This window comes from Niabella drilacis, assembly GCF_900101395.1.
GTDB lineage: Bacteria > Bacteroidota > Bacteroidia > Chitinophagales > Chitinophagaceae > Niabella > Niabella drilacis.
Genome location: NZ_FMZO01000005.1, coordinates 293,101 through 315,388 on the forward strand (window position 1 = coordinate 293,101; position 22,288 = coordinate 315,388).

General features: G+C 47.5%; 21 protein-coding genes. 13 read left to right on the forward strand and 8 right to left on the reverse strand.

Annotated features, from left to right (window positions below; all coding sequences use genetic code 11):
* Positions 1–10: 10 nt before the first annotated feature.
* Complete coding sequence (locus BLS44_RS11470) at positions 11–1,057, reverse strand: zinc-dependent alcohol dehydrogenase family protein (protein ID WP_090390192.1); 1,047 nt, start codon at positions 1,055–1,057, stop codon at positions 11–13.
* Between the two features lie 230 nt (positions 1,058–1,287).
* Here BLS44_RS11470 and BLS44_RS11475 point away from each other — a divergent pair, with 230 nt between their 5' ends.
* The 5 genes from BLS44_RS11475 (at position 1,288) to BLS44_RS11495 (ending at position 6,902) form a co-directional block, all read left to right on the forward strand.
* Positions 1,288–2,103, forward strand: a complete 816-nt coding sequence (locus BLS44_RS11475) for a hypothetical protein (RefSeq protein WP_143019740.1) — start codon at positions 1,288–1,290, stop codon at positions 2,101–2,103.
* 31 nt (positions 2,104–2,134) lie between these two features.
* Positions 2,135–2,971 carry a universal stress protein gene (locus BLS44_RS11480; RefSeq protein ID WP_176954392.1) on the forward strand — a complete coding sequence of 279 codons (837 nt, stop codon included), beginning with the start codon at positions 2,135–2,137 and terminating at the stop codon, positions 2,969–2,971.
* Positions 2,972–3,053: 82 nt separating this feature from the next.
* Complete coding sequence (locus BLS44_RS11485; RefSeq protein ID WP_090390195.1) at positions 3,054–3,869, forward strand: universal stress protein; 816 nt, start codon at positions 3,054–3,056, stop codon at positions 3,867–3,869.
* A 68-nt stretch (positions 3,870–3,937) separates the two neighbouring features.
* A complete protein-coding gene (gene ppsA, locus BLS44_RS11490; protein WP_090390319.1) occupies positions 3,938–6,316 on the forward strand; it encodes a phosphoenolpyruvate synthase in 2,379 nt (792 codons plus the stop codon).
* A 145-nt stretch (positions 6,317–6,461) separates the two neighbouring features.
* Entirely contained in the window at positions 6,462–6,902 is a 441-nt protein-coding gene (locus BLS44_RS11495) for an Hsp20/alpha crystallin family protein (protein ID WP_090390196.1), read from the forward strand.
* Between the two features lie 277 nt (positions 6,903–7,179).
* Here BLS44_RS11495 and BLS44_RS11505 read toward each other — a convergent pair whose 3' ends face one another.
* A complete protein-coding gene (locus BLS44_RS11505; RefSeq protein ID WP_090390198.1) occupies positions 7,180–8,769 on the reverse strand; it encodes a sensor histidine kinase in 1,590 nt (529 codons plus the stop codon).
* A gap of 537 nt (positions 8,770–9,306) precedes the next feature.
* Positions 9,307–10,143 carry a universal stress protein gene (locus tag BLS44_RS11510; RefSeq protein ID WP_090390199.1) on the reverse strand — a complete coding sequence of 279 codons (837 nt, stop codon included), beginning with the start codon at positions 10,141–10,143 and terminating at the stop codon, positions 9,307–9,309.
* Positions 10,144–10,383: 240 nt separating this feature from the next.
* Here BLS44_RS11510 and BLS44_RS11515 point away from each other — a divergent pair, with 240 nt between their 5' ends.
* The 3 genes from BLS44_RS11515 (at position 10,384) to BLS44_RS11525 (ending at position 13,881) form a co-directional block, all read left to right on the forward strand.
* Positions 10,384–12,552: a cation-translocating P-type ATPase gene (locus BLS44_RS11515; protein ID WP_245729187.1), complete on the forward strand. Its 2,169-nt coding sequence runs from the start codon at positions 10,384–10,386 to the stop codon at positions 12,550–12,552.
* 137 nt (positions 12,553–12,689) lie between these two features.
* Entirely contained in the window at positions 12,690–13,139 is a 450-nt protein-coding gene (locus BLS44_RS11520; RefSeq protein ID WP_090390200.1) for a hypothetical protein, read from the forward strand.
* 229 nt (positions 13,140–13,368) lie between these two features.
* A complete protein-coding gene (locus BLS44_RS11525) occupies positions 13,369–13,881 on the forward strand; it encodes a pyridoxamine 5'-phosphate oxidase family protein (RefSeq protein ID WP_090390201.1) in 513 nt (170 codons plus the stop codon).
* A gap of 102 nt (positions 13,882–13,983) precedes the next feature.
* Here BLS44_RS11525 and BLS44_RS26525 read toward each other — a convergent pair whose 3' ends face one another.
* The gene (locus BLS44_RS26525; RefSeq protein WP_176954393.1) at positions 13,984–14,157 is read right to left on the reverse strand and encodes a hypothetical protein; all 174 of its coding nucleotides are present in this window, start codon (positions 14,155–14,157) and stop codon (positions 13,984–13,986) included.
* 263 nt (positions 14,158–14,420) lie between these two features.
* Between BLS44_RS26525 and BLS44_RS11530 the strand changes: the two genes are divergently transcribed.
* The 3 genes from BLS44_RS11530 (at position 14,421) to BLS44_RS11545 (ending at position 17,353) form a co-directional block, all read left to right on the forward strand.
* Complete coding sequence (locus BLS44_RS11530; protein ID WP_090390202.1) at positions 14,421–15,305, forward strand: polysaccharide deacetylase family protein; 885 nt, start codon at positions 14,421–14,423, stop codon at positions 15,303–15,305.
* Positions 15,306–15,308: 3 nt separating this feature from the next.
* Positions 15,309–16,322 (forward strand): zinc-dependent alcohol dehydrogenase family protein, encoded by a 1,014-nt coding sequence (locus BLS44_RS11535; RefSeq protein ID WP_218127737.1) that lies wholly within the window; start codon positions 15,309–15,311, stop codon positions 16,320–16,322.
* A gap of 737 nt (positions 16,323–17,059) precedes the next feature.
* Positions 17,060–17,353 (forward strand): hypothetical protein, encoded by a 294-nt coding sequence (locus tag BLS44_RS11545; protein ID WP_090390204.1) that lies wholly within the window; start codon positions 17,060–17,062, stop codon positions 17,351–17,353.
* On the opposite strand, the gene BLS44_RS11550 is transcribed toward BLS44_RS11545, so the two are convergent.
* Genes BLS44_RS11550 through BLS44_RS11560 form a run of 3 tightly spaced genes read right to left on the reverse strand, consistent with a single transcriptional unit; the run spans position 17,346 to position 19,557 of the window.
* Entirely contained in the window at positions 17,346–18,404 is a 1,059-nt protein-coding gene (locus BLS44_RS11550) for a response regulator (RefSeq protein WP_090390205.1), read from the reverse strand. The two genes, BLS44_RS11545 and BLS44_RS11550, sit on opposite strands and share 8 nt — an antisense overlap.
* 55 nt (positions 18,405–18,459) lie before the next feature.
* Positions 18,460–19,110, reverse strand: coding sequence for a BON domain-containing protein (locus BLS44_RS11555; RefSeq protein ID WP_090390206.1), 651 nt, complete (start codon positions 19,108–19,110; stop codon positions 18,460–18,462).
* A 3-nt stretch (positions 19,111–19,113) separates the two neighbouring features.
* Positions 19,114–19,557, reverse strand: a complete 444-nt coding sequence (locus BLS44_RS11560) for an Hsp20/alpha crystallin family protein (protein ID WP_090390207.1) — start codon at positions 19,555–19,557, stop codon at positions 19,114–19,116.
* A gap of 316 nt (positions 19,558–19,873) precedes the next feature.
* Here BLS44_RS11560 and BLS44_RS11570 point away from each other — a divergent pair, with 316 nt between their 5' ends.
* Positions 19,874–20,695, forward strand: coding sequence for a universal stress protein (locus BLS44_RS11570; RefSeq protein ID WP_090390209.1), 822 nt, complete (start codon positions 19,874–19,876; stop codon positions 20,693–20,695).
* Between the two features lie 623 nt (positions 20,696–21,318).
* Positions 21,319–21,501: a hypothetical protein gene (locus BLS44_RS11585; RefSeq protein WP_090390212.1), complete on the forward strand. Its 183-nt coding sequence runs from the start codon at positions 21,319–21,321 to the stop codon at positions 21,499–21,501.
* Positions 21,502–21,603: 102 nt separating this feature from the next.
* Here BLS44_RS11585 and BLS44_RS11590 read toward each other — a convergent pair whose 3' ends face one another.
* Positions 21,604–22,188 carry a DUF308 domain-containing protein gene (locus BLS44_RS11590; protein WP_090390213.1) on the reverse strand — a complete coding sequence of 195 codons (585 nt, stop codon included), beginning with the start codon at positions 22,186–22,188 and terminating at the stop codon, positions 21,604–21,606.
* Positions 22,189–22,288: the final 100 nt, after the last annotated feature.

Genomic DNA, 22,288 nt, shown 5'->3' on the forward strand with positions numbered 1-22,288 from the left:
TCTTTAATATTTATACCCCGGTATTGTTTAAAATTACTTTCAGCGCTTTTTGAGCGGATGCATGCTCAAAGGTGTTGTATGCGCTCATGATATCATCCAGCCTGAAGTAATGGGTAATGAGCTTTTTGGCGTCAATTTTTTTTGCGGTTACCGTCTTTAACAGCATAGGGGTGGTTACCGTATCTACAAGCCTTGTGGTGATGGTGATATTCCTGGACCACAGTCTTTCCAGGTGCAGATCCACACTTTTTCCATGTACGCCTATATTGGCGATCGTGCCCCCCGGCGCAATAATTGCTTCACAGAGTCCAAATGTTGCCGGTATGCCAACCGCTTCAATGGCAGTGTCTACACCGGTGTTAGCCGTAAGGGCCATGATTTTTTCCACCCCGTTTTCCCGCTGGTTGTTGATAATATGCGTGGCCCCGAACTGGCTGGCAACAGAAAGCCGGTTGTCGTCCGGATCTATCATGATAATGGCCGATGGTGTATAGAACTGGGCCGTCAGAAGTGCTGCCAGTCCTATGGGACCTGCGCCTGCAATAGCTATTGTGCTGCCGGGTTGCACTTTCCCGTTCAGAACGCCGCATTCAAAACCGGTGGGCAGTATATCGCTTAGCATGACGAGGGCATCTTCATCGCTTCCTTCGGGAATGGGATACAGGCTCGAATCTGCGTAGGGGATCCTGACATATTCTGCCTGTGTACCATCAATTAAATGCCCCAGTATCCATCCCCCGTTAATGCAATGGGAATACATGCCCCGTTTACAGTAGCTGCATTTGCTGCAGGAAGTGATGCAGGAGATCAGCACCCGGTCGCCTTTCCTGAAATTGCCGACAGCCGCTCCGGCTTCTTCGACAATACCAACGCCTTCATGGCCGAGTATACGCCCTTTTGCAACTTCCGGTACATCGCCCTTTAAAATGTGGAGATCGGTTCCGCAGATCGTGGTTTTCGAGATGCGCACAATTACATCTGTGGGCTGAAGAATAACCGGTTTGGGTTTTTCTTCCCATGATTTATTGCCGGGGCCATGATATACTAATGCTTTCATTTTTTTTTCTGCAATCTAATAGCATTTGGGAAGTATGGCTATGATGGCCATCAACGCGTGCAGTGATTGACATCATCTTTATTACAGCACGTTTTGCGGGGGGCTTGTAGCGTGCGGGCTCCTGTCATTAGCAACCGGCGGAATATTTTGATGCCAGTCAGTATCGAAAGTGATGATCATCATTGATTTTACACTGTGCCGGGGGATACATTTGGATCATAAGCACAATTATGATCAAGGTATTAATAGCTTCTGAAGGTACAGTCATTAGCCCAACGGTTTTTGAGTTTGTAAAGCAAATGAACGGGCAGATGCCGGTTTTGCTTTCAGGATTATTTTTACCGGCGTCTCATTTTACGGATCTGCTGACCCATAACGCTTGCCCGGCACAGGATCTTCCGTGTGATGAGAAAATGCACAGGGGGCTGGTTGAGCTTGTTTATGAATTTATAGGTTTTTGCAAAAAAAACAACATCTGTTACACCCTCTATTCAGATGGCGGCCGGTTTGAGCTGCCGGAGCTGCAGTATGAAACCCGGTATGCGGATTTGCTTCTGATCGGGGAAGAGCTGCTGAAAATTGCGGATACAGGCAGCTGGTGCGGATCCTGTCTGGCAGACCTGATCCGCGACAGTGAGTGCCCGATCGTTATCATTCCGCAAACGTATACGGCTCCAACGAAGAATATTATTGCTTTTGACGGAAGTGCGGCTTCGGTTTATGCACTGAAACAGTTTTCATACCTGTTGCCCGGTTTTGCGACTAATGAAACATTGTTTATGGCGGTTGAAAACAATATCGCTGAGGACGCTTCCGCACTCAATGAAAAGCAGCTCACTGAATTGGCCAAAAGCCATTATCCCTCCTATAGAATAGAAACGGAGGGTGGTAGTATCCTGAGGTATTTTTCCGGAGAAATGAATGAAGCAGGAACATTGATCATTGCCGGTTCGTATGGAACACTCCCGGGCTTCAACGTGGGATGTACCAACCTTGCACCAGACATTCAATGTCAGGGCGCGCCATTATTTATTACCTCTTACTAAGTTGCGGAGGTCGGGATTTAAAATCGGAATTATGAAAAAAATAATATTTATTACAAATGGCTGTTCTTTGGATTGCGATGCGCTGGACGTTGCCTGCTACATTGCCGGGAACGCCAGGGCGTCGATAAAGGGCTTGTTTTTTGAAGCTGCTGATGCCGCAGGTGATGCCGTGTTATCCGGTTTGGATCCTGCTCCGTGCGGCGACATCCTGGGCGAGCCGGATACGATCGGTTTTGAAACTGCTACCGAAACCCGGGCGCTGAATATCCAGCGTTTCCGGACGCTTTGTGAAAAACGAAATATTGTCTGTACCATTCATTGTATGGGGGAGTATGATATTGCTGAAGCGTTGATCGAAAGCCGGTTCGCGGACCTTATTGTAGCCGGCGAAAAAACGGCTGCTTCGGATGCGCAGGGGCGTTTTCCGGCTCCGCTTTTAAAAGCGCTGTTGCAGAAAGCAGAATGCCCGGTGATCATCGCATCTGAACGGATCAGTCATATTGATGAAGTGGTTTTTGCGTATGACGGTTCTGCCTCTTCTGTATTTGCCATCCGGCAGTTTGCCTATTTATTGCCTTTTTTTGACAACAGGCGTATGATTGTTGTTCAGGTAGGGGATATCCCGGAAGTGTCTTATAAACAGCAGGTAAGTGAGTTGTTAAAAGGCTATTATTCGCAGATAGGGTATGAGGTTGTCCATGGTAAGGACCCCGCATTCGAATTGTTCAATTTTTTAAAAAGGAGGGATCATTGTTTTATTGTGATGGGGGCCTATGGTCGTGCCTATCTGTCCCGGCTATTTAAGGACAGTACCGCGGAGCCGCTGATACAACTGATGAAACAGCCGGTTTTTATTACGCATCATTAGAGCGGCCCCGGTAAGATCTGGCCCGGGAGCTATCTGTTTGTTTTTGGTTGATCATTCCATAGTATTTAATAAACAATGTAGTATGAAAACGATTATCGCAGCTACTAATTTTTCAGCAACAGCCAACCACGCTGTTGCGTTTGCAGCGGACCTGGCGCAGCTACTGAAAGCCCGCCTCATCATCTTCAATGCAGTGGATATCCTGCCGGTGACCACCGATGTGCAGGTGCCCCTGGATTTTTATGAGGTGGCCGAAGAACAGGCAGATGCCTTGCTGACGGACCTCGTGCTGGAAATGAAAAAGCGGACGAAGAACGAGATCGTAATAGAGGCGCTTTACAAGGTAGGAACGGTAGTGAATCAGTTGGAATTATTGTGTGGTGAGGAAGAGCCGGTCGCCGTTTTTATAGCGTCTGAGTTTGTTACGGCGTTTGAGCGGATCCTATGGGGCACGCATTCCATTCCCATTGCCAAACGTAGCTCCTGCCCGGTGGTTGTAGTGCCGGCAACGGCTACGCTGACTGATTTTAAGAAGATCGGTATAGCGATCGACCTGGAAGGTGATGACCCTGTTCCGTGGGCGGTTTTGCGCGATTGGCTGCGGCAGTTTCGTGCAGAGATTGATATTGTTGCAGTATCGCCCAACGCGGAACTCTCCCCAAGGGAAGTACCCCTGACCATCGATGTACAGGAACAACTGGACAGTTTTAAGCCGCATTATCGTTTTCTGGCCAATGATCATGTGGAAGAGGGTATAAGGGAATATGTGGCTGAACAAAAGCCGGACCTGCTGATTATGTTTGTTCAGCGGCACGGTTTTTTTCATAAAAGCGTAACAAAGTCTTTTATCTTATCACCTCCGGTCCCGGTGCTGTTTATGTCTCCAAAGGTTAAATAAAAAAATAAAATGCTGCTTACTGATTGTTTTAGGTTCGGGAGGTATACCGGTAGGCAAAAAAAATGGGGATGAAATATATCATGGATTTTTCTGAGATCGGGATTGCCGACATTGGTATCGTGGGAGGTAAAAATGCTTCTTTAGGAGAACTGTATAATAACCTGTCTGCGCTGGGGATAAATGTGCCCGGCGGATTTGCCGTCACAGCCGATGCGTTCCGTTTTTTTATACGGGAGAATCAGCTGGCATACCCGCTGAAGCAGCTGTTGGCAAAGCTCGGTAACGCTGCCTGCGATAACCTGGCAGATGTTGGAAAGGCCTGCAGGGGGGTATTGCTGGCAGCGAATCTTCCCCCAGCTCTTGAAGAAGCGTTATTGCAGGCCTACCGGGCAATGAATGCGGAGGGTGTTACATCCGTTGCCGTAAGAAGCAGTGCCACGGCGGAAGACCTCCCTGGCGCAAGCTTTGCCGGGTTGCATGAATCCTTTCTGAATATACAGGGCGAGCAGGCACTGCTGCAGGCTGTTACGAAATGTTTCGCGTCTCTTTATACAGACAGGGCTATAAAATACCGTATTGAGAATGGCTTTGCCCATGACCAGGTAGCCTTATCCGTTGGAATCCAAAAAATGGTCCGGTCCGACAGGTCCTGCTCCGGTGTTTGCTTTACCCTGGAGCCAGAGACGGGCTTTCCGGGAGTGGTCCATATTTCAGGGGTATGGGGACTGGGAGAAAATATGGTTCAGGGTACCGTAACACCGGATGAGTTCCTGGTATTTAAGCCAACACTAAAGGCAGGCAGGTATGCCATTCTGCAAAAGGTGCTGGGCAGTAAAGAAAAATGGATGCGGTTTAGTGAAGACAAAAGCGGCGCCGGGGTTATTAATACGGATACGCCGGAGGAGATGCAGCACAGGCTTATTCTGAACGATGATGCCATTCAGCAACTGGCACGCTGGTCGGTGGCCATCGAAGATCATTATAAAAGACCGATGGATATAGAATGGGCCAGGGACGGGCTTACCAATGATCTATTTATATTACAGGCAAGGCCGGAGACCGTTCACAGCAAAAAGAAAGATCCTGTTTTTAGCATCTACCGCTTAAAAGGCAGCTATCCGATCATCACAAAAGGTACGGCTGTAGGCGGCAGGATCGTTTCCGGCATTGCCCGTATACTGACCACGCCGGAGGAAGCAACACAGTTACAGACCGGGGATATCCTGGTCACTACGCTCACCAGTCCGGATTGGGATCCGTTCTTAAAAAAAGCAGGAGGCATTATCACCGATAAAGGCGGCCGTACCAGCCATGCTTCAATAATAGCCCGGGAAATGGGAACGCCTGCTGTGGTAGGCTGTGGAGATGCTACGCGGAAAATCAGGAACGGGATGCCGGTCACCATTAGCTGCGCAGAAGGAAAAGAAGGCTATATATATGCGGGACGGGCAGAGTGGACAGAGGAAATAATACAACCGGGCAACATACGGATGCCTGCAGTAACCGCGCCGATGTTGATCATAAGCGATCCGGGAAAAGCATTCCTATGGTCAAGCTATCCTAATAAAGGAGTGGGGCTGTTACGCATGGAATTTATTATCAGCAATGTGATCCGTATTCATCCTATGGCCCTGGTGCAGTATGAAACACTGCAGGATATTACGGCCAGGGAGCAAATTGAGCAACTGACCATCGGGTATGTAGATAAACGTCAATATTTTATTGAAAAATTAGCGCAGGCTGTGGCAACGATAGCCGCTGCATTTTACCCAAGGGAAGTGGTTGTGCGGATGAGCGATTTTAAAACCAACGAATATGCGCATTTGCTGGGCGGTAGTGCGTTTGAGCCCCGGGAGGAAAACCCAATGCTGGGTTTTCGCGGCGCATCACGCTATTATCATCCCTTATATAGAGCAGGTTTTGGTCTTGAGTGTGCGGCAATGAAAAAAGTAAGGGATGAAATGGGCCTGGTCAATGTTAGGCTCATGATCCCGTTTTGCAGAACCGTGGAAGAAGGCCGCAAAGTAGTAGCTGTGATGAGGGAGGAAGGACTCATCCAGGGAGCGAACGGATTGGAACTATATATGATGGCGGAGATTCCGTCCAATGTGTTGCTGGCTACTGAGTTTGCACAGGTCTTTGACGGGTTTTCGATCGGCTCCAACGATCTCACTCAGCTGGTGCTGGGTGTAGACCGGGATTCGGGTATCGTTGCCTCCCTGTTTTCTGAAAGAGACCCTGCAGCAATGAAGATGATCGCAGATATGATCGCCCATGCAAAGAAGCAGGGAAAGAGAATCGGCCTTTGTGGTCAGCGCCCCAGTGATGATCCGGCCTTTGCCGAATTCCTGGTTGAGGCAGGGATTGACAGTATCTCCTTTAATCCCGATGCCTTGTTAAATGGTATTGCCAATATGGTTCAGGCAGAGCAGAAGCTGCTGCCCTGAGCAATGGCGGCAGTCATGATCATAACTGACCCGGGTCATTGTAATGCCGCTGCCGCGTACTCTATCTTTATTAAACTGCTACAGGGTGTAATTTCTAAAATAGAACTGAAAATAAATTTTAATTTTAAAAAACAAGGAGGCTGTTATGTCTAAACAATCACTGATCAATTTGAAAGAAGCTTTCCCCGGGGTTATCGATGACTTTTTTACTCCCTGGAGCGACTGGCTCAGAAGAAATAACTTTTTCAATCACGACACTGTGCCCGCACTCAATGTTTCTGATGAAAAAGATCAGTATAAGGTAACTGTGGCGGCACCCGGATTGGAAAAGGGCGACTTTGATATTGACGTGGATGATAATGTGCTTACCATCAGCGCCAGTTCTGAAAAGGAACACGAGGAAAATGAAAAGAAGTACCGCCGCAAAGAATATAGCTATTCCAGCTTTTCCCGTACACTCACGCTTCCGCAGGATGTAAAGACGGATGCCATCGAAGCCTACTATGATAAAGGTATCCTTACGCTGGAATTGCCCAAGAACAATGACGGAGAAGCACGGGTAGAAAAGAAAGTAGCAGTAAAATAATCCTCCGATGCTTCTGCCGGGTTATTGTACTCCTCCGGTATTGAAACGGCAGCCGGCAACAGGAGGGCTGTATGGGGGGCTAAAAACTTCTGTTTTTATGCCGGGCCGGATCCGCGAAATTTGTTCCCGCATCCCGGTGGTTTCCTTGTTCTGAAAACCGGAACCGGTTTGGAACAGCGGGCGGTTATAAACGGCTTTTAGTTCCCCATTACCGTGTAACAGCATTCTATTCTGGGATACAATATGAGCGGCGTTTGGCAGGAGTGGCCCTGCCGCTTCAGGGGTCCATCCGGAAATTGAGTTCAAAGGTGGTTCCTGTATCCAGCCGGCTGTTGCAGGTGATGGTGCCATTTAGCAATTCGACATATTTGCTTACAATATGAAGCCCAAGCCCCGTTCCCTGGATATTCGTTGCATTTGCCGCACGGAAAAACCGCTCAAACAAATGGAGCTGATCGTCCTGTGATATGCCAATACCCTGGTCTGCAACTGATATTTTGAGATGCTCCGGCGTCCGGACACTCCGGAGTTCAATAACACTGCCTTCGGGAGAGAACTTGATGGCGTTGGAAAGCAGGTTTAGCAGGATGTGTTTCACCAGCGAAGGGTCCAGCTCAATTTCTAATACACCCTCATGCCGGTAGTGTATTTGCTGGTCTTTCTTCAGTAAGCCATGCAGCTCGTTGGTGATCTGCTGCAGGTGCTGCTTAATATCAAAGACCGTTTTCCGTAACTGGATTTTCCCTTCTTCGATCTTTCCAACCGAAAGAAAGTCGTTTAAAATATCAGTTAACATATTTACAGCAGAAACGATGCGCTGTATATGTTTATCTCTCCGGTGCTGGTCCTCCTTCTCCGCATATTTAGAGATCAGATAGGCTGATGACAGCACCGTGCTGAGCGGCGTTCTGAATTCATGGGAAGCAATGGAAACAAACCGTGACTTCAGTTCACTCAGCTCTTTTTCCTTCTGCAGTGCAACAAGCAGATCGGTTTCAGCCTTCTTCCGCTTAGAGATATCCATAGCAATCATCAGGTATCCTTCGATCACCCCCTGGGCATTACGCATTGCGGTAAAGGTTTGCGAAACGGGGAATTGACTGTCATCTTTTCTTTTATAATATACTTCTACTTCATTGGATGTTCTGCTGCCGGCTTTATCAACCAGGCTGGCAAAAGATATTTCGGCTTCATTCAGGAAGATGGTTGGCGTTTCTTTGGTGATTAATTCATTGCTGCTGTAGAGCAGCAGTCTTTCGGCAGCCGGGTTGATCATGTTGATGATGCCGGCATTGTCTGTTACAATAATTATGGCGGCGGCATGGTTCCATATATTTTTTAGAAATATATTGATCCGGTTCAGTTCCGTGTCTTTGGCTTCGGTTTCTGCAATAAGTGCGGCTAATTGTTTTACGGTACTTTTAAGCGTTACCGTTCGTTCTTCCACTTTTTGCTCCAGTGCTTCATTGAGTTGCTGCAGTGCCTGTTCCGCTTCCTTTCTTTTAGAAATATCATTTAGGAAGGCGATCACATGTTTGCCCTGCTCGGTCGGGTAACTGCCCAGGCTAACCTCCACCGGGAATTCCGTTCCGTTTTTCCGGGTTGCGTATAGATCCAAACCCAGCCCCATGGGCCTGTTTTTGGGATGCTCATTGTAATGATGAACATGGGTGACATGTCGCTTATGATAGCGCTCGGGGATCAGCTTTTCGATCTTTTGCCCAAGCAATTCTTTTTCCGAATAGCCAAACTGTTTAAGAAGAAAAGGGTTTGCCAATACAATGGTGCCCTGTTCATTTGCTACCATTATACCGAGCGATGCATTGGTGAACAGAACGTCGAAACCAATGCCGGTATCCTTATTCATGACTGTTGATTTGGTAAGTTGAAGGTACTAATTATTTTTGGTTGTTATAAAATATTAATATGTTAATAATCAATTGAATGCTGCTGAATACTTGCAGAGGTAAATCAATTTGTTATTCCATTGCAGGATTCAAATGATGATAAAGATCAATAATTAATTGCTCATTGTCATTTGTTTGCTTAGATACCAGGTTGATATTTGTATCAGATTAATTCAATTGCGGTCGGAAAGTAAGAAGTTCAGATATACCTGTTTAAAAGGCAGTAAACTGAATATTTTAAAAGCGGAAAAAAAACTGTTAGCTTAACCAGGATACAACTGAATTAATTTAGCTACCGCAGAATAAGACCTGCAAAAGGGTATAGCACTGCGGCTATCGTTTTAAGGCAGGCTGAAAAGCCTGCCTTTTTGTGGATCGGCCGGCCGATCCACAAAAGGGGGCATTTGTACTGTTGGATCTGCTTAACGCGATGATGCTTTTTGAGGGCATTGGTGGCGCAGGGCTGTCTGGGCAGCGAGATAGATCGTAAGCCGGGTTTAGTCGTGTGCAATAAACAAAGGGTATTTCATTTCCTTCATTAACATATCTGCCATACTGGTCTTGAACCAGCGGCTGATTGCCCCGCGGCTATATGCGCCTAACGTTATCAATGCCCCGTTTTTTGCCTGTTTCAGATAATTGGTGATTTCTGTTCCGGGAGCCCCTTTTCGCACGATATATTGGACTTTGGAAAAATGACGTTTTAAAAATTGCTTAAATAATTTGTTATCGGGAAGATGAGATGACTGATCTGCGGCGTTTACCGTTAGTATAGTAACAGGCAATTCTTTCAAAGCATCCAGCGTATAGCTTAGCATTTTAATGGCATGCACGGATGATGGGGCTCCATCGTATAATAACAGAAGTTTGCTGATGGGTTGGAATGAATGCGGTACCAGCACAACGGGGCAGTGCACGTTGCCCAAAAGATCCCGGATAAACAGACTTGGTGCTTTTTCCGCATATGCGGTGAAGGTTTCCGTACTGTCGAGGAACAAAAGGTCGGCAAAAATACTCTCATGCAAGAGCTCCTGTATGGCAACGCATTTATCGCGATGCAGGGAATAGTTTAAGGATGCCTGTTGGCAGGCACTTTCAAAGTCAGCTACCGCCAGGTTCCGTGTCTTTTCGTCTTTCTGATCGTATTTTTTTCGCCTGGCTTCAAAGTCGCCTCCCTGCTTTAACAGTTGGGTTATTTTATAACTGTGATGCATAAAATCATCAAGGAACACACCTGTTAAATGAGCATTGTTTTGCTTTGCAAGATGAATAGCGTAATCTCTTACACTTTCCGAGTATTTAAGACCATCAAATGCTACGATATATTTTTTCATGCCGGAAGATTTTATTTTTAACGGACTTCAGGAACCGGTTCCTGCTTTTCAGAATTTTATATGAAGCTACAGTGGCGGTGTTACTTTTTTCATGAGGAGCATTAATGCCCGGGCTGATCCTGGTCACATTGACAAGGCGTACTGCTGTTGGTGACCTGCGTCATTTTAAATCTGTATTGGCTATTCGTTATTTGTGGAGGTCAGCCGTTCCGGTCGCCTTACTTAACAAATAATAAAGCGTTGGAACAATTTTGGTTACAGGATGTAAATGTACTCCTGACCCGGTTGAACAGCAACCGTGAAGGTTTGGGACAGGCTTTTGCAGATGAACGCCTCAGACAGCAAAAGGCAGGGGGAACGCGTGTTGGACGGAAGCCATGGGTAAGCGACTTGTTGTTGCTTATTGCGCAGTACAGGAGCCCATTGGTGCTATTATTGGTTTTTGCGGTTATTTTGTCAATTGTTTTGCAGCAGTATTCTGAGAGCGCCATCATTGCTGTTGTATTGGTACTTACAGGTGTCTTTGGATTTTTCCAGGAGCGTACCGCCGGCAAAGCGGTCGAACGCTTGAAACAACTAACGCATCTTAAGGCCTGTGTAAAGCGGGGCGGCATAGCCCGGAATGTTTTTTTTGAGGAGGTGGTTCCGGGCGATATTTTACTGCTGAATGCGGGAGACATTGTTCCGGGCGATGCCTGTCTTTTAGAGTCGAATGACCTGCATGTAAATGAGGAGGTGCTTACAGGGGAATCGTTTCATGTTTCAAAATTTGCGGGCTGCTGTTCTGCAACGGGTCCCCTGTCGAAGGTCACCAATGCCGTTTTTAATGGTACAGGTGTTACGAACGGATCAGCAACGGCCCTGGTTGTAAATACAGGAAGGAATACCTTCCTGGGAAAGATCGGCCGCTCGTTGCAGCAGGCAGAATGGCCAATCGCCTTTGAAAAGGGGATCTATAAATTTGGCTATCTGCTGATGTATCTGACTTTTGTTATTCCCGGGATCATACTTGTTATAAATGTATTGCAGGGCAAGCCGGTCTTCGATTCCGTTTTGTTTGCGCTTACCCTGGCCGTTGGCCTGACGCCACGGCTAAGCGTCCTGGTGGGGAATGAACAACGATATATCCTGATTACCAAAGGCTCCGTTCATAATATTCTTGCCGTCTGCAGTACGGTTGAGACGAAGAACGGGAAGACCGTGCTTGACCGTGCACTAACCGGGCAGGTTGAGCACGCTTTCGAGGTATTCAGTGCCCAGGGATACCGGACCCTGGGCGTTTGTTATAAGAACATGGCTGCAGATCGCCGGATCACAAAAGAGGATGAAACGGATATGACTTTCTTAGGGTTGATGACATTGTCAGATGTTCCAAAAAATGGCATTACAGGGTCCATTGACCAGTTGAGAGCGGTAGGGGTCGATCTGAAGATCATTACCGGCGATAATCGCTTTGTTGCGGCTCATTTAGCTGCACAGATCGGCGTGCAGGCAGAGCCATTGATTTGTGGAGGAACAATGGAACAGATGCCGGATGACGCCCTCTGCCAGGTGGTAAACCGGGCCAGTGTATTTGCTGAAGTATTGCCGGAGCAAAAAGAACGAATAATAAAACTGCTCCGGCAAACAGGGCATATTGTAGGATACCTGGGCGATGGTATTAATGATGTGAACGCTTTACGTGCGGCCGATGTGGGCATCTCAATCGAAAACGCTGTAGATGTGGCAAAGGAAGCAGCCGACATCATATTGCTGGACCGGAACATTGATAGGATCCGGCAGGGGGTGGTGGAGGGCAGAAGGACCTTTGAAAATACAATGAAGTATATTTATATTACGATCAGTGCCAACTTTGGTAATATGATCAGTATGGCGGTGGCTTTGCTCGTGCTCCCCTTTTTACCGATACTGCCGGTACAGATTTTATGGAATAATTTTTTAAGCGACTTGCGGGCTATTGCCCTGGCCTCGGATAATGTGGATAAGGAAACGTTGCTCAGACCTGCCAAATGGAATTTGAAATATATCGGCCGTTTTATGTTTGTTTTTGGGCTGCAAAGCTCGGTATTTGATTTTATGACTTTTGGGGTGTTGTACAGATATTTTTACAGCGCTCCGGCACTGCTCCGGACCGGCTGGTTCATGGAAAGTTTTTTGTCGGAGATCGTTATTTTATTTGTATTGAGGACCCGGCTTTTTTTTCTGAGAAGTAAACCCTCCAAAGGCTTACTGCTTTCAAATGCGTTTACCTGCCTGCTGTTTCTTTTTGTTCTTTATACGCCGCTGTCCAAAGCGTTTGCATTTTACCGGCTGCCCGCAGATATTCTGGCGGTTCTTCTCTTTATTATAGTTGTTTACCTGGTCGCCGCTGAAACGACCAAGAAATGGATCATGAATAAGGTACGATAGCTTCTGCATCGGTCTGTTATCCTGATGCTGAATGCTTCGTCCTGGTGATCAATAGTGATAAACGTCATGGTTGAGGTCAACAGCAATCATCGGCTACCGGTATGGTGCGCTTTAATTTACATTCAAAGAGTGATAGCATGAATACAGGAATCCAGGTGGCATTTTTGAAGGATAAAATTATGGACTTTGATACCGGGCTGTTTTACGATCAGAGCAATCAGGTACTGAAATGTCCGACATCCTTAATTAAAGCATTTTATTTTGATCAGCAGGATAATATCTGTTTTTTCGTAGAAAGACCCTATGTTGATATCAATGGAATGAAAGGACAATTTGCGTCCCGGTTGCATTTTCACAAAAAAGGGGTACGATGGAGTATGGATCTTTTCGGAATTGCAGCCATTGTATATTATACAGATGCGCCGCCGCATAAGGTTTTAATAAGGTTCAGGATCATACAGGCAAAGTGCTTCTGTGCCCGTGCGCATTGCTCATCGGTAATTGCCGGTTTAAAACAACGTGTCGGCTATTTTGTAAGAAAACTGTACCAGGATAGGCCGGATTGCCTCGAAATGGCGTTGGAATAGTAAACTAAGGGCGTTGATGTGGCCCTGTTGGTTTGCGGGAACCTGCAGGCTTTTATGGCCTTAATACTTATTGACAATATTATTGACGATGGTCATTGTAAGCCGGCTCCTAAAGACACAACTTTACCTTTAGCTTGCGGAACGGTTCCCCGGTAACGGGGAAGGTACCGGTGGCCGGTTATGGCAATGTTGGAAGTAATCTGATTTTTTAACCTATCAAGTTTAAACAATGTTTCAGGAATTAAGCAGGAGCCAGATCGAAAGTGTGCTGCAGCACAGGATCTTTGGTCATATTGGATGTCATACCAACGGACTTACGTATGTTGTTCCTATTTGTTATGCATATGATCAGGGATATATTTTTGGCCGGACGGCAGAAGGGCTGAAGCTGGAAATGATGCGCGAAAACCCCGAAGTATGCTTCCAGGTAGAGCATGTGGAAACAATGGTTAAATGGGAAAGTGTGGTTTGCTGGGGTGTGTTTAAGGAGTTAAGCAACACAGAAGATCGCCTGGAAGCGATCCGTGTATTGCAGGGCCGGGTTGCCGCCAAAATTGAAAACGATGATCTGTTGCAATCATCTTACTGGCCTTTTGCGGTTTCCGATTCGGATAAAGAGGGCATTCTGTTTTGTATTGAGCTGAAACAACTAACGGGCCGTTGCTCCGTTTGTAAAAGCGAAATGAGTCCGCTGAGAGGGAGATTCCCGGATATACGGGAGAACTATGTGGAATTTTTATAGAGTACCCCGGCCCTGCAAAACAACATAGCTATTGGCGGTGTTTCAAAAAAGGGGCTGGCGCAGAAGTGCCGGGGTTCTTATATTGTACCGGTAGTATAGCGATCAGTGGCCCGGAGCCGGCTGTTCTTTAACAATCAGGTCATATAGTTTCCAGAACAGGTCGGTAAAAGCGTCTTTGATTGCATGGCGGCCCAGGAACAGGATCGAGTAGATAATAAAGGCACTTGTTACAAAAGCCATTAATTTTTCTTTGTTTATATACGGAGGTACTTGCATAACATAAGCGGATTTAGTGAAAGGATGCTCAAAGCTATTGCGGGAGCAGGTACAATACAATGAACTTCGTCATACTATATATTGACAGCAGTTGTGAAGAGGGCTTTTCATAACGGCCGGGCCCGTAGCTCCGTCAGCAAAAGTCCTTGTCTTGTGACTGGAATGGATATTGATTTTAGCAGGGGCGGCTGTTGGTCTATGTTATTTTAATGCCATGCACAGGGTATGATACCTGAATTTTTATTTATGAAACTAATTGGACAATGAACCGAACAAGAAAACTAAAAAGCAGCATTTGCGGGCGAAGTACCTTGTATTGCTGCTTGATCCTGGTTTTGCTGCACCCGGCGGGTGTGCATAAAACGGCAGGCCTTGTTCCTGCAATACGGTACGGCGGCAGCCGGATTGACCGCTTGTCCGGATCAGTGGCCCAGGATTTTGTTACTTCCGGTAGTTTTTTTTACCAGCCTCCGGTCTTATGCTACCACCAGGTGAGGAATTGGCAGCCCTCAGATGCCAAAGCTGACCGGAGCTATATTATACCCGTGATGGCTTTTCACGAACACATGAGAATACTGAAGGACTCCGGTTACCATACGATCCTGCCGGGTGAGTGGATGGCGTATCTGCAACGCGGAGTGCCTCCGCCAAGGAAATCCTTTATGCTCACGTTTGATGATGGAACCCTGGGACAGTATGAAAATGCACTGCCGGAACTGGACCGTTATGACTTTAGGGCGGTTTTTTTTATTATGACAGTGTCCATTGATAAAAGCCGGTATATGACCGGTTTACAGTTGCGTCATCTGGCTGAGGAAGGGCATGTGATCGGCTGTCATACCTGGGATCATCATGATGTCCGGTTTTACAAGGAAGCCGACTGGCGTGTTGAGTTGGTACAGCCGGGGCGGCTGCTTGAGGCGCTCACCGGCAGGCCTGTCCGCTATTTTGCCTATCCTTTTGGGAGCTGGAACAAGGCCGCCGTTCAACAGCTGATGAACAACAATTATGAGCTGGCGTTCCAGCTCTATGGCCGGGTAGATCCGGAAACTCCGGAGTTTACCGTAAGGCGTATCCTTGTGGATGGAAGCTGGAGCGGCAGCCGGCTGATAAATACAGTTCGCCATTTTAATATTCAAAACCCGTAACGCATGCGCTTACCTGATACAATGAATGCAATGATATTGAGACGCCAGGGTGCGCCCCTGGAGTATGCTACATTGCCGGTGCCGCAACCGCTGGATGGGCAGGTACTGGTGAAAGTAACGGCCTGCGGAGTATGCCGGACCGACCTTCACATTATTGACGGCGAGCTCTTGCATCCCAAATTGCCGCTGGTACCCGGGCATGAGATCGTTGGATACGTGGTACATACGGGGCCGGGTGTACAGCAGTTAAAGCCGGGCGACTGGGTCGGGGTTCCCTGGCTGGGCCATACCTGTGGTACCTGCCGTTATTGCCGCAGCGGCCGGGAAAATCTTTGTGAGTATGCCGTTTGTACAGGGTATGATATGGATGGAGGTTACGCTGCCTACACCCTTGCCTGGGAGCAGTTTTGCTTTCCGCTGGCCGAAGGCTTGCGCAATGCAGCGGCAGCCCCTTTATTGTGTGCCGGCCTGATCGGTTACCGCTCTTACCGGAAGATACCCGTTACTGCACACCGGATCGGGTTTTACGGTTTTGGGGCCGCAGCGCATTTGCTGCTGCAGCTAGCCGTTTTTGAAGGGAAAACGGTGTGTGCTTTTACCCGCCCCGGTGACCCGTTTGCCCGGACGTTTGCCCGGCAGGCGGGTGCGGCATGGGTGGGTGATTCACTGCAGGATCCTCCGGAACCTTTAGATGCGGCTATTATCTTTGCAGCTCATGGCCCGCTGGTTCCCAAGGCGCTGGCGGATGTAGACCGGGGAGGGATGGTGGTTTGCGGAGGTATTCACATGTCTGATATTCCTTCATTCCCTTATGACCTCCTGTGGCAGGAACGTACCATTTGTTCGGTAGCCAATCTGAAACGCAGCGATGGAAAGGAGTTCCTGGCCCTTGCGCCCCGGGTACCGGTGAAGGCCACCGTTCAGTTGTTTGAGCTCCGGCAGGCCAATGATGCGCTGGATGCGCTTCGCAAAGGCAAAGTACAGGGGGCCGCAGTATTGGTGATGCCGGATGCCTGAATAATTCTTTTGCATGGCTGGCGACTTGTGGCCGTTTTACAAACGGGGCGTATTGATACTGCACATAAATGGGGACGGGATACAGGGCCAGTACTTCTTTGGGCTGCCTGATCTGATGATACCCTTTGGTAAGATCATTCCGGTAAAAGCTTGAAATCCCTGAACTGTACCGGCTCCTTTGTGATAACGTCCTGGTAGCTGTCTGTTTTTTTCCGGGAAATCCCAATCTATCCTTATTCATTACAATCTGCACCTCCGGCGGGGCCAGAATTTGTGGCCTGACAGCAGCAGGATGCAGCACAGCGTGGCCACAATAACAGCAGCAGATTTAAAGAAAAGCCCGCGGTGATTTGGCCGGATAACTGTTTTCATACTGCTTGTATTTAAAACGTAAAGGTTCAAACCGGGGCCTTTGAAATACATGAGTGGCGTTATAACCGGTTATGATCTTTATCAAAAATGCCCGGGTGTTAATGAACAAAATGCCAGAGGGCGCAATAGCCCAATACGGCGCCATAATTCCCCGGCTGCAGGGTTTGTATGCCGGTCTGCGTGATGCCCTGTGAACAATGATGCGTATTTCCTCAAATGATGATTGAAATTAGAAGTGTGCGCTCCGGAGAACATTACCTTTAATAAGAAGAGTGACAAAAACAGCGGTACAGGATATTTAAAAAGAACAGCAATTGTATATGAATGAAAATAGCAAATGGTGCACCGTTTTAATGCGACTTAAAATGGATAATGTATTGCTTAAGGACTGGCTTTCAAAGGCCGTCAGCGGGCAGGTGTCTTCAGATTTTGTGGAGCAGGCAGAAATGTTCCAGCAGCAGTTTGTTGAAAAAGACCTGATCATTGATCTGCTGCGCCGGGATATAGCGCTGTTGAAGGAAGAAATTGCTATCCAGGGAATGACTGATGCAAACAGCAGGCAATATACAGCCCTGGAAGAGGCCGTGCAACACCTTCTGCATGAGTTTCAGAAAATGAAATGCGCGTTCATTGATTTTGTAGAACGCGGACCTAATTGAACATATCTTCCAGCTTTGCATAATTTAAGATCCGGATCTTGCGCCCCTCCAGGTTAATGAGGTGTTCTTCTTTCAGTTCACTGAGCATGCGGATCAGCGATTCTTTGGCTACACCAGCTATCGCTGCCAGGTTTTCGCGCGATAAATCTATATGAAAGCTTTCATCATGGTCCCTGTTGTATTTTCTGTTCAGCGTTACCAGGGTATCTGCAACTTTTTTTCGCAGGGAGTTGTAGGCAACTGCAAGCAGTTGTTCCGCCTTTTCCTCAATATTGCGGGCCAGTATAGTCATGAATTTCTTCATCACCATGGGATTGCTTCCGATCAGTTCTTCAAATTCTGATCGCGGGATAATCGACAGTTCCACATCTTCCATTGCTTCCGCTGTTTCACGGTAGGTGCGGCCTTCCATCAGTGGCAGATAACCCAGGAAGTCACCTTCTGCATAGAGCCCGACAATCAACTCTTTTCCATCGTCGTTTCGTTTAAAGGTCTTTACTTTTCCTTTCTGGATATAATATATACGGGAAGGATGGTTGCCTTCGGAATAAATGATCTGTTTCTTTTTATACCGGTTAATATTCCGGTCCTTCCGGAGCTCTTCCAGGTAATCTCTGCCATAACTGACAGCGATGAGCTCATTAACGCCCTCCAGGTTACCCTGGAAGGGCTGTTTCAGCAATTCTGCTTTTTTCAACCGCATTTCGATCGCGTTCAGCAATTCTATGCTGTCAAAGGGTTTGGTAATGTAATCGTCTGCCCCGGCTTCCATGCCCTTTCGGATTTCATTTCTTTCGGATTTGGCCGTAAGGAATATAAACGGGATACTTTGCAATTGGGCTTCTTTCTGAACCATGTGTAATACACCATAACCGTCCAGTACCGGCATCATGATGTCGCAAAGAATAAGGTTGGGATGTTCCCGGATGGCGGCGTCGATACCCTCTTTCCCATTGGGGGCAGTAAATACTTCATAACCTGCGAGTTCCAGGATCTCGGTCATGTTTTCCCTGACTTCAGGATTGTCTTCAACGAGCAATATCTTCGTCATTATGTATCGGGTTCTTAATGTACAAAAATGTTCAAAAGCAAAACCGCCTTCCTGGTTAGCGGACTTCGATCTCATCAATAACGGTTGTTACACCGGGTGAGCACCATGCGGCATTTTCAATCAGCGTTCGTTCCTGCCAGGAGCCCGCGGTCCCTTTAAGCGTCACCTTTCTGCCGGAGATGTCAATAGCTATTTTATCAGATTTGATATCCGCGTTCCTTGCCATTGCTTTTTTGATCTGGTCTTTTACCAGCGCCTTACTGATCGCAGGCTTTACGGATATCAGATTGTACACTTCTTTAACGCCAAGTACCGGCTTAACCGTTTTATACGCTTCCTGCTTTTGATATTGCCACTCCACGCACCCTTCCAGCGTGATATAGCCGTTTTCCACCTTCACTTTAATGTTGTCCTGCGGTATCAGGCTGTTCCAGCGAAATGCCTCAACGACCGCCTGACCTATTTCTGTATCATTACTGTTATCTTTAGATGAAATTTCAACGGAAATATTGACTGCAACGGCCTTAACGTTCTTGACCCTTTTGGCGACCGATTCGGCGGTTCTTTTTTTTATGTACTGATCAACATGACCGCTCAGCGTTACCACTCCGTCGGTTACCGCCACACCGATTGCTGTGGCATTCAGGATGGGCTCCCATTGAAGGGCTTCTGTTACGTCCTGCTGGATCTTTTTATCTGATTTCATACACTACTGTTTATAAATGGAAAATGAAGTTGCTTTACGATCAGGTTTTTGGAAACCTTTGGGCAGAAGGATGAAAAGCAAACCGTGCTCGAGATGTGCATCGATCATGTGCTGCCTTACCTCCGGCGGCAAACGGATCGAGCAGGCAAACCTGTTCTGCTCGCTGGCCTCAGCAGCCTGTTCTGTTTGGGTTGAGTCAGGTCCCTGATCAAATATCCTGATAAAGAGCTTCTTATGATTTGCCTTGAAAAAAAGGTCCTTGTTTTGAAAACCGGGTGCCGCAACAGTAATGCGGTACCGCTCTTTTTCCTCTGAGATTGTTAATGAAGGCACCGACGTTTGCCCGATAACGCCCTTTACTCTTAACCAGCTTACCCATGGAAGAATGAGCCGGTCAATGATCCGGGGAATGAAGTTCGCTTGTTGAAAAAAATATGCTCTGGACATTATAGCAGGCGACGTTTATTAAGCTGTAATACGACATTCTTGTCTTTTGCGACTCTAAAGGTAATTCCGGGCAGGAAGGAATTACAATGACCGGGGTCATCATCCTGTTTGACGGATATTAGGTTCGGGGCGGTCTGGGCCCTTGCAGGAAGCATGTTCCGTGGTTGCTTTTGATTTTGGATACCGGGTGGGGGTTGACGGTGATCACGAAGCGGCTTGACGGAACTCATTGACCTGGTAGAAAAAAGGCCTTTATTTTTAATATTCATCCGGGCGCGCCCGGAACTGGTTATTGAGACCCGGATAAAATAAGAATATGAAAACGATACTTGTGCTGGTAGATTTTTCCAGGGCTGCTTTAAATGCGGTGAACTATGCCGTTGAAATCGCAAAGACCTGTAAGGCAAGCCTGCTGCTCCTATATGTTTGCAACCTGCCCGTTAATTTTACCCAGGTACCTGTGTCACTCACAATGGATGATGATCGGCTCAACGCAGAAGCAGAGCTGGTAAAATTGAGAGTAAAGATTCACCGGAAGACCGGGGGCGGGCTCAGCATCTTTAGTGAAGTGCGCAACGGCAATTTCTTTTCCGAGGTCAGATTGTTTTGTGAGCATGTGCGGCCCTATCTGGTTATTATGGGCAGCCAGGGGGGATCCCGGGCGGAAAAGCTGGTCTGGGGCGGGCATACCCTTTATGAAATGCGGCATTTGCCATGGACCCTGCTCGCGGTGCCTTACAGGGCACGGTTTTCGTCCATAAAGAAAGTAGCCCTTGCCTGGGATTTCCAAAACCCCGCAGGGCAGCTGCCTGTGCAAAAAATTGATCAGCTTATTTCCGACCTGGGAGCCGGACTGCATATGGTCTGCGCAGGCTGGGAGGATGAAGATGCCTTTCGTTCCGGTAGTACAGCATTGAGCGCCCGGGCAGGCTTTCATCGTTTGGCCCCGGTGTTTCATTACCTGGAAAATAAAAGGACTTCAAAAAGTATCATAGCGTTTGTGGAAAAGAACAGGTTTGACCTGTTGCTGATCCTTCCCGGCGCACACTCCTTGCTGCAGGATCCTTTTTTTTCCGGTCATACCAAAAAGTTTGTTTTGCACTGCAGTGTACCTGTTGTAGCGCTGCATGCACAGTAGCCGTTACGAACGAGCGGTAACCTACGGGGATAAAGGATGTTGCAACCGGTATTGGGCGATAATTCGTATTGAACGTAAAATAAAGATGATGAAAATTGATATACACCAGTTAAGTACGATCGGGGATATCCAGGATCAGTTTCAAAAACAGTTCCCGTATTTGAAACTTGATTTTACAGGCATCCTCACCTGAAGGGGGAGGCCCCGTCGCTAGGGGATAAACTCAGCAGGCGGTTGCTGTTCAGGGAGGTGGCCCCTTTAACAGGCATCCGGTCGTTCCGTTTCGAAGCCGGCTGGACCGTAGCAGATTTTGAGTCCCGATTCTTCCGCATGCGCGTCAGGATAAAAAACAGGTCTATTGCCATAAAATGTAGTATGAATAAGCCTTTGGAGGCCAAAAAAGACCTGATCTTTTGATAGCGGGCGCAGCGTGCCGCAAATAATGGTAACAAGCACTTCCAGGGACTTACCCGTAGCCGCAGCGCGGCGGGAATCTTTTCGGGAGAGACTTATAGTACCGGTGCGCTGCACCTCTGTTCCATCTCCTGTTCGTTGCTAATAAGCGCAACGCTGCGCTGCAGCTTTGGCCTTTAACCACTATTCCTAAAATTAACCTGACGCGCATGCGATTCCTCCGGGAAACCGGTATCGCCGTGCAGGTGGCGCGTTTCTCCGGCCGTGTCTGGATCCAGACAACGGACACGGACGTTCTGACGTTGGAGCTACAGAACAGAAAAGGGAATGATGACAGCAGGGCTGTAGCACCGGACGGACCGCAGGACTCCGGCCTGCAGGAACAGGATTAGCGGGTGCTTATTTATATATAAGATCCTTATTAAGAGGCAGGCAAACAAGCCGGGTATGTAATGCTACGGCTGGGAATGGACGGGTATTTCCTGCATCTTTATTTAAAACATGATCGGACGGCCCTTTTTGTAAGTTTTATTTTTGAGGTTGATCATGATGTTCAATATACTCATCAGCAAGAGCAGCAGTGCCAGCCATTGAATAGTCTGTCTTGTTTTTATAAAAGGCAGATCGAGCAGTAAGGTGCCCACCGCAGCCGCACACCCCCCTTCGGCACATAAAAGCTGCCAGCCTTTTAATATTTTTTTCTGAAACAGGGACTGCGCGATCTTCAAACCACCCCAGGCGATTGCCCAGGTGCCGGCAAAATATGAAAAGAGGAGAAAATTTAATAAGGGATTGAACAGCATCAGCGAACCGGATACACTGTTTAACAGCCCTTCCGCAAGGATCCAGTTTGAATGGCTAAAAAATGTTCTCCCGGTATAGTATGCTGCTATAAGCAATAACCCGTTCAAAAGAATGCCGATCCCCGAAAGTTTGATCAGTTGGAGATAGCTGTTCCAGGGATAAATAAGGATATAGGCACTGATACCCAGTAATAACAGGCTTACGGCCGGCACTACCGGCCACAGTGGTGGCCTTTTTGTTCTGCAGTTAATAACACCTGGCAGCATATAGGGCATTTGTTTAAATGAAAGGGTATTCCCCTTGATCTTGTTTCATGGTAGCAAGATACATTTTGGTATTGCGGCGCTTCAATGAGCTCCGGCGGCTTTCATAATG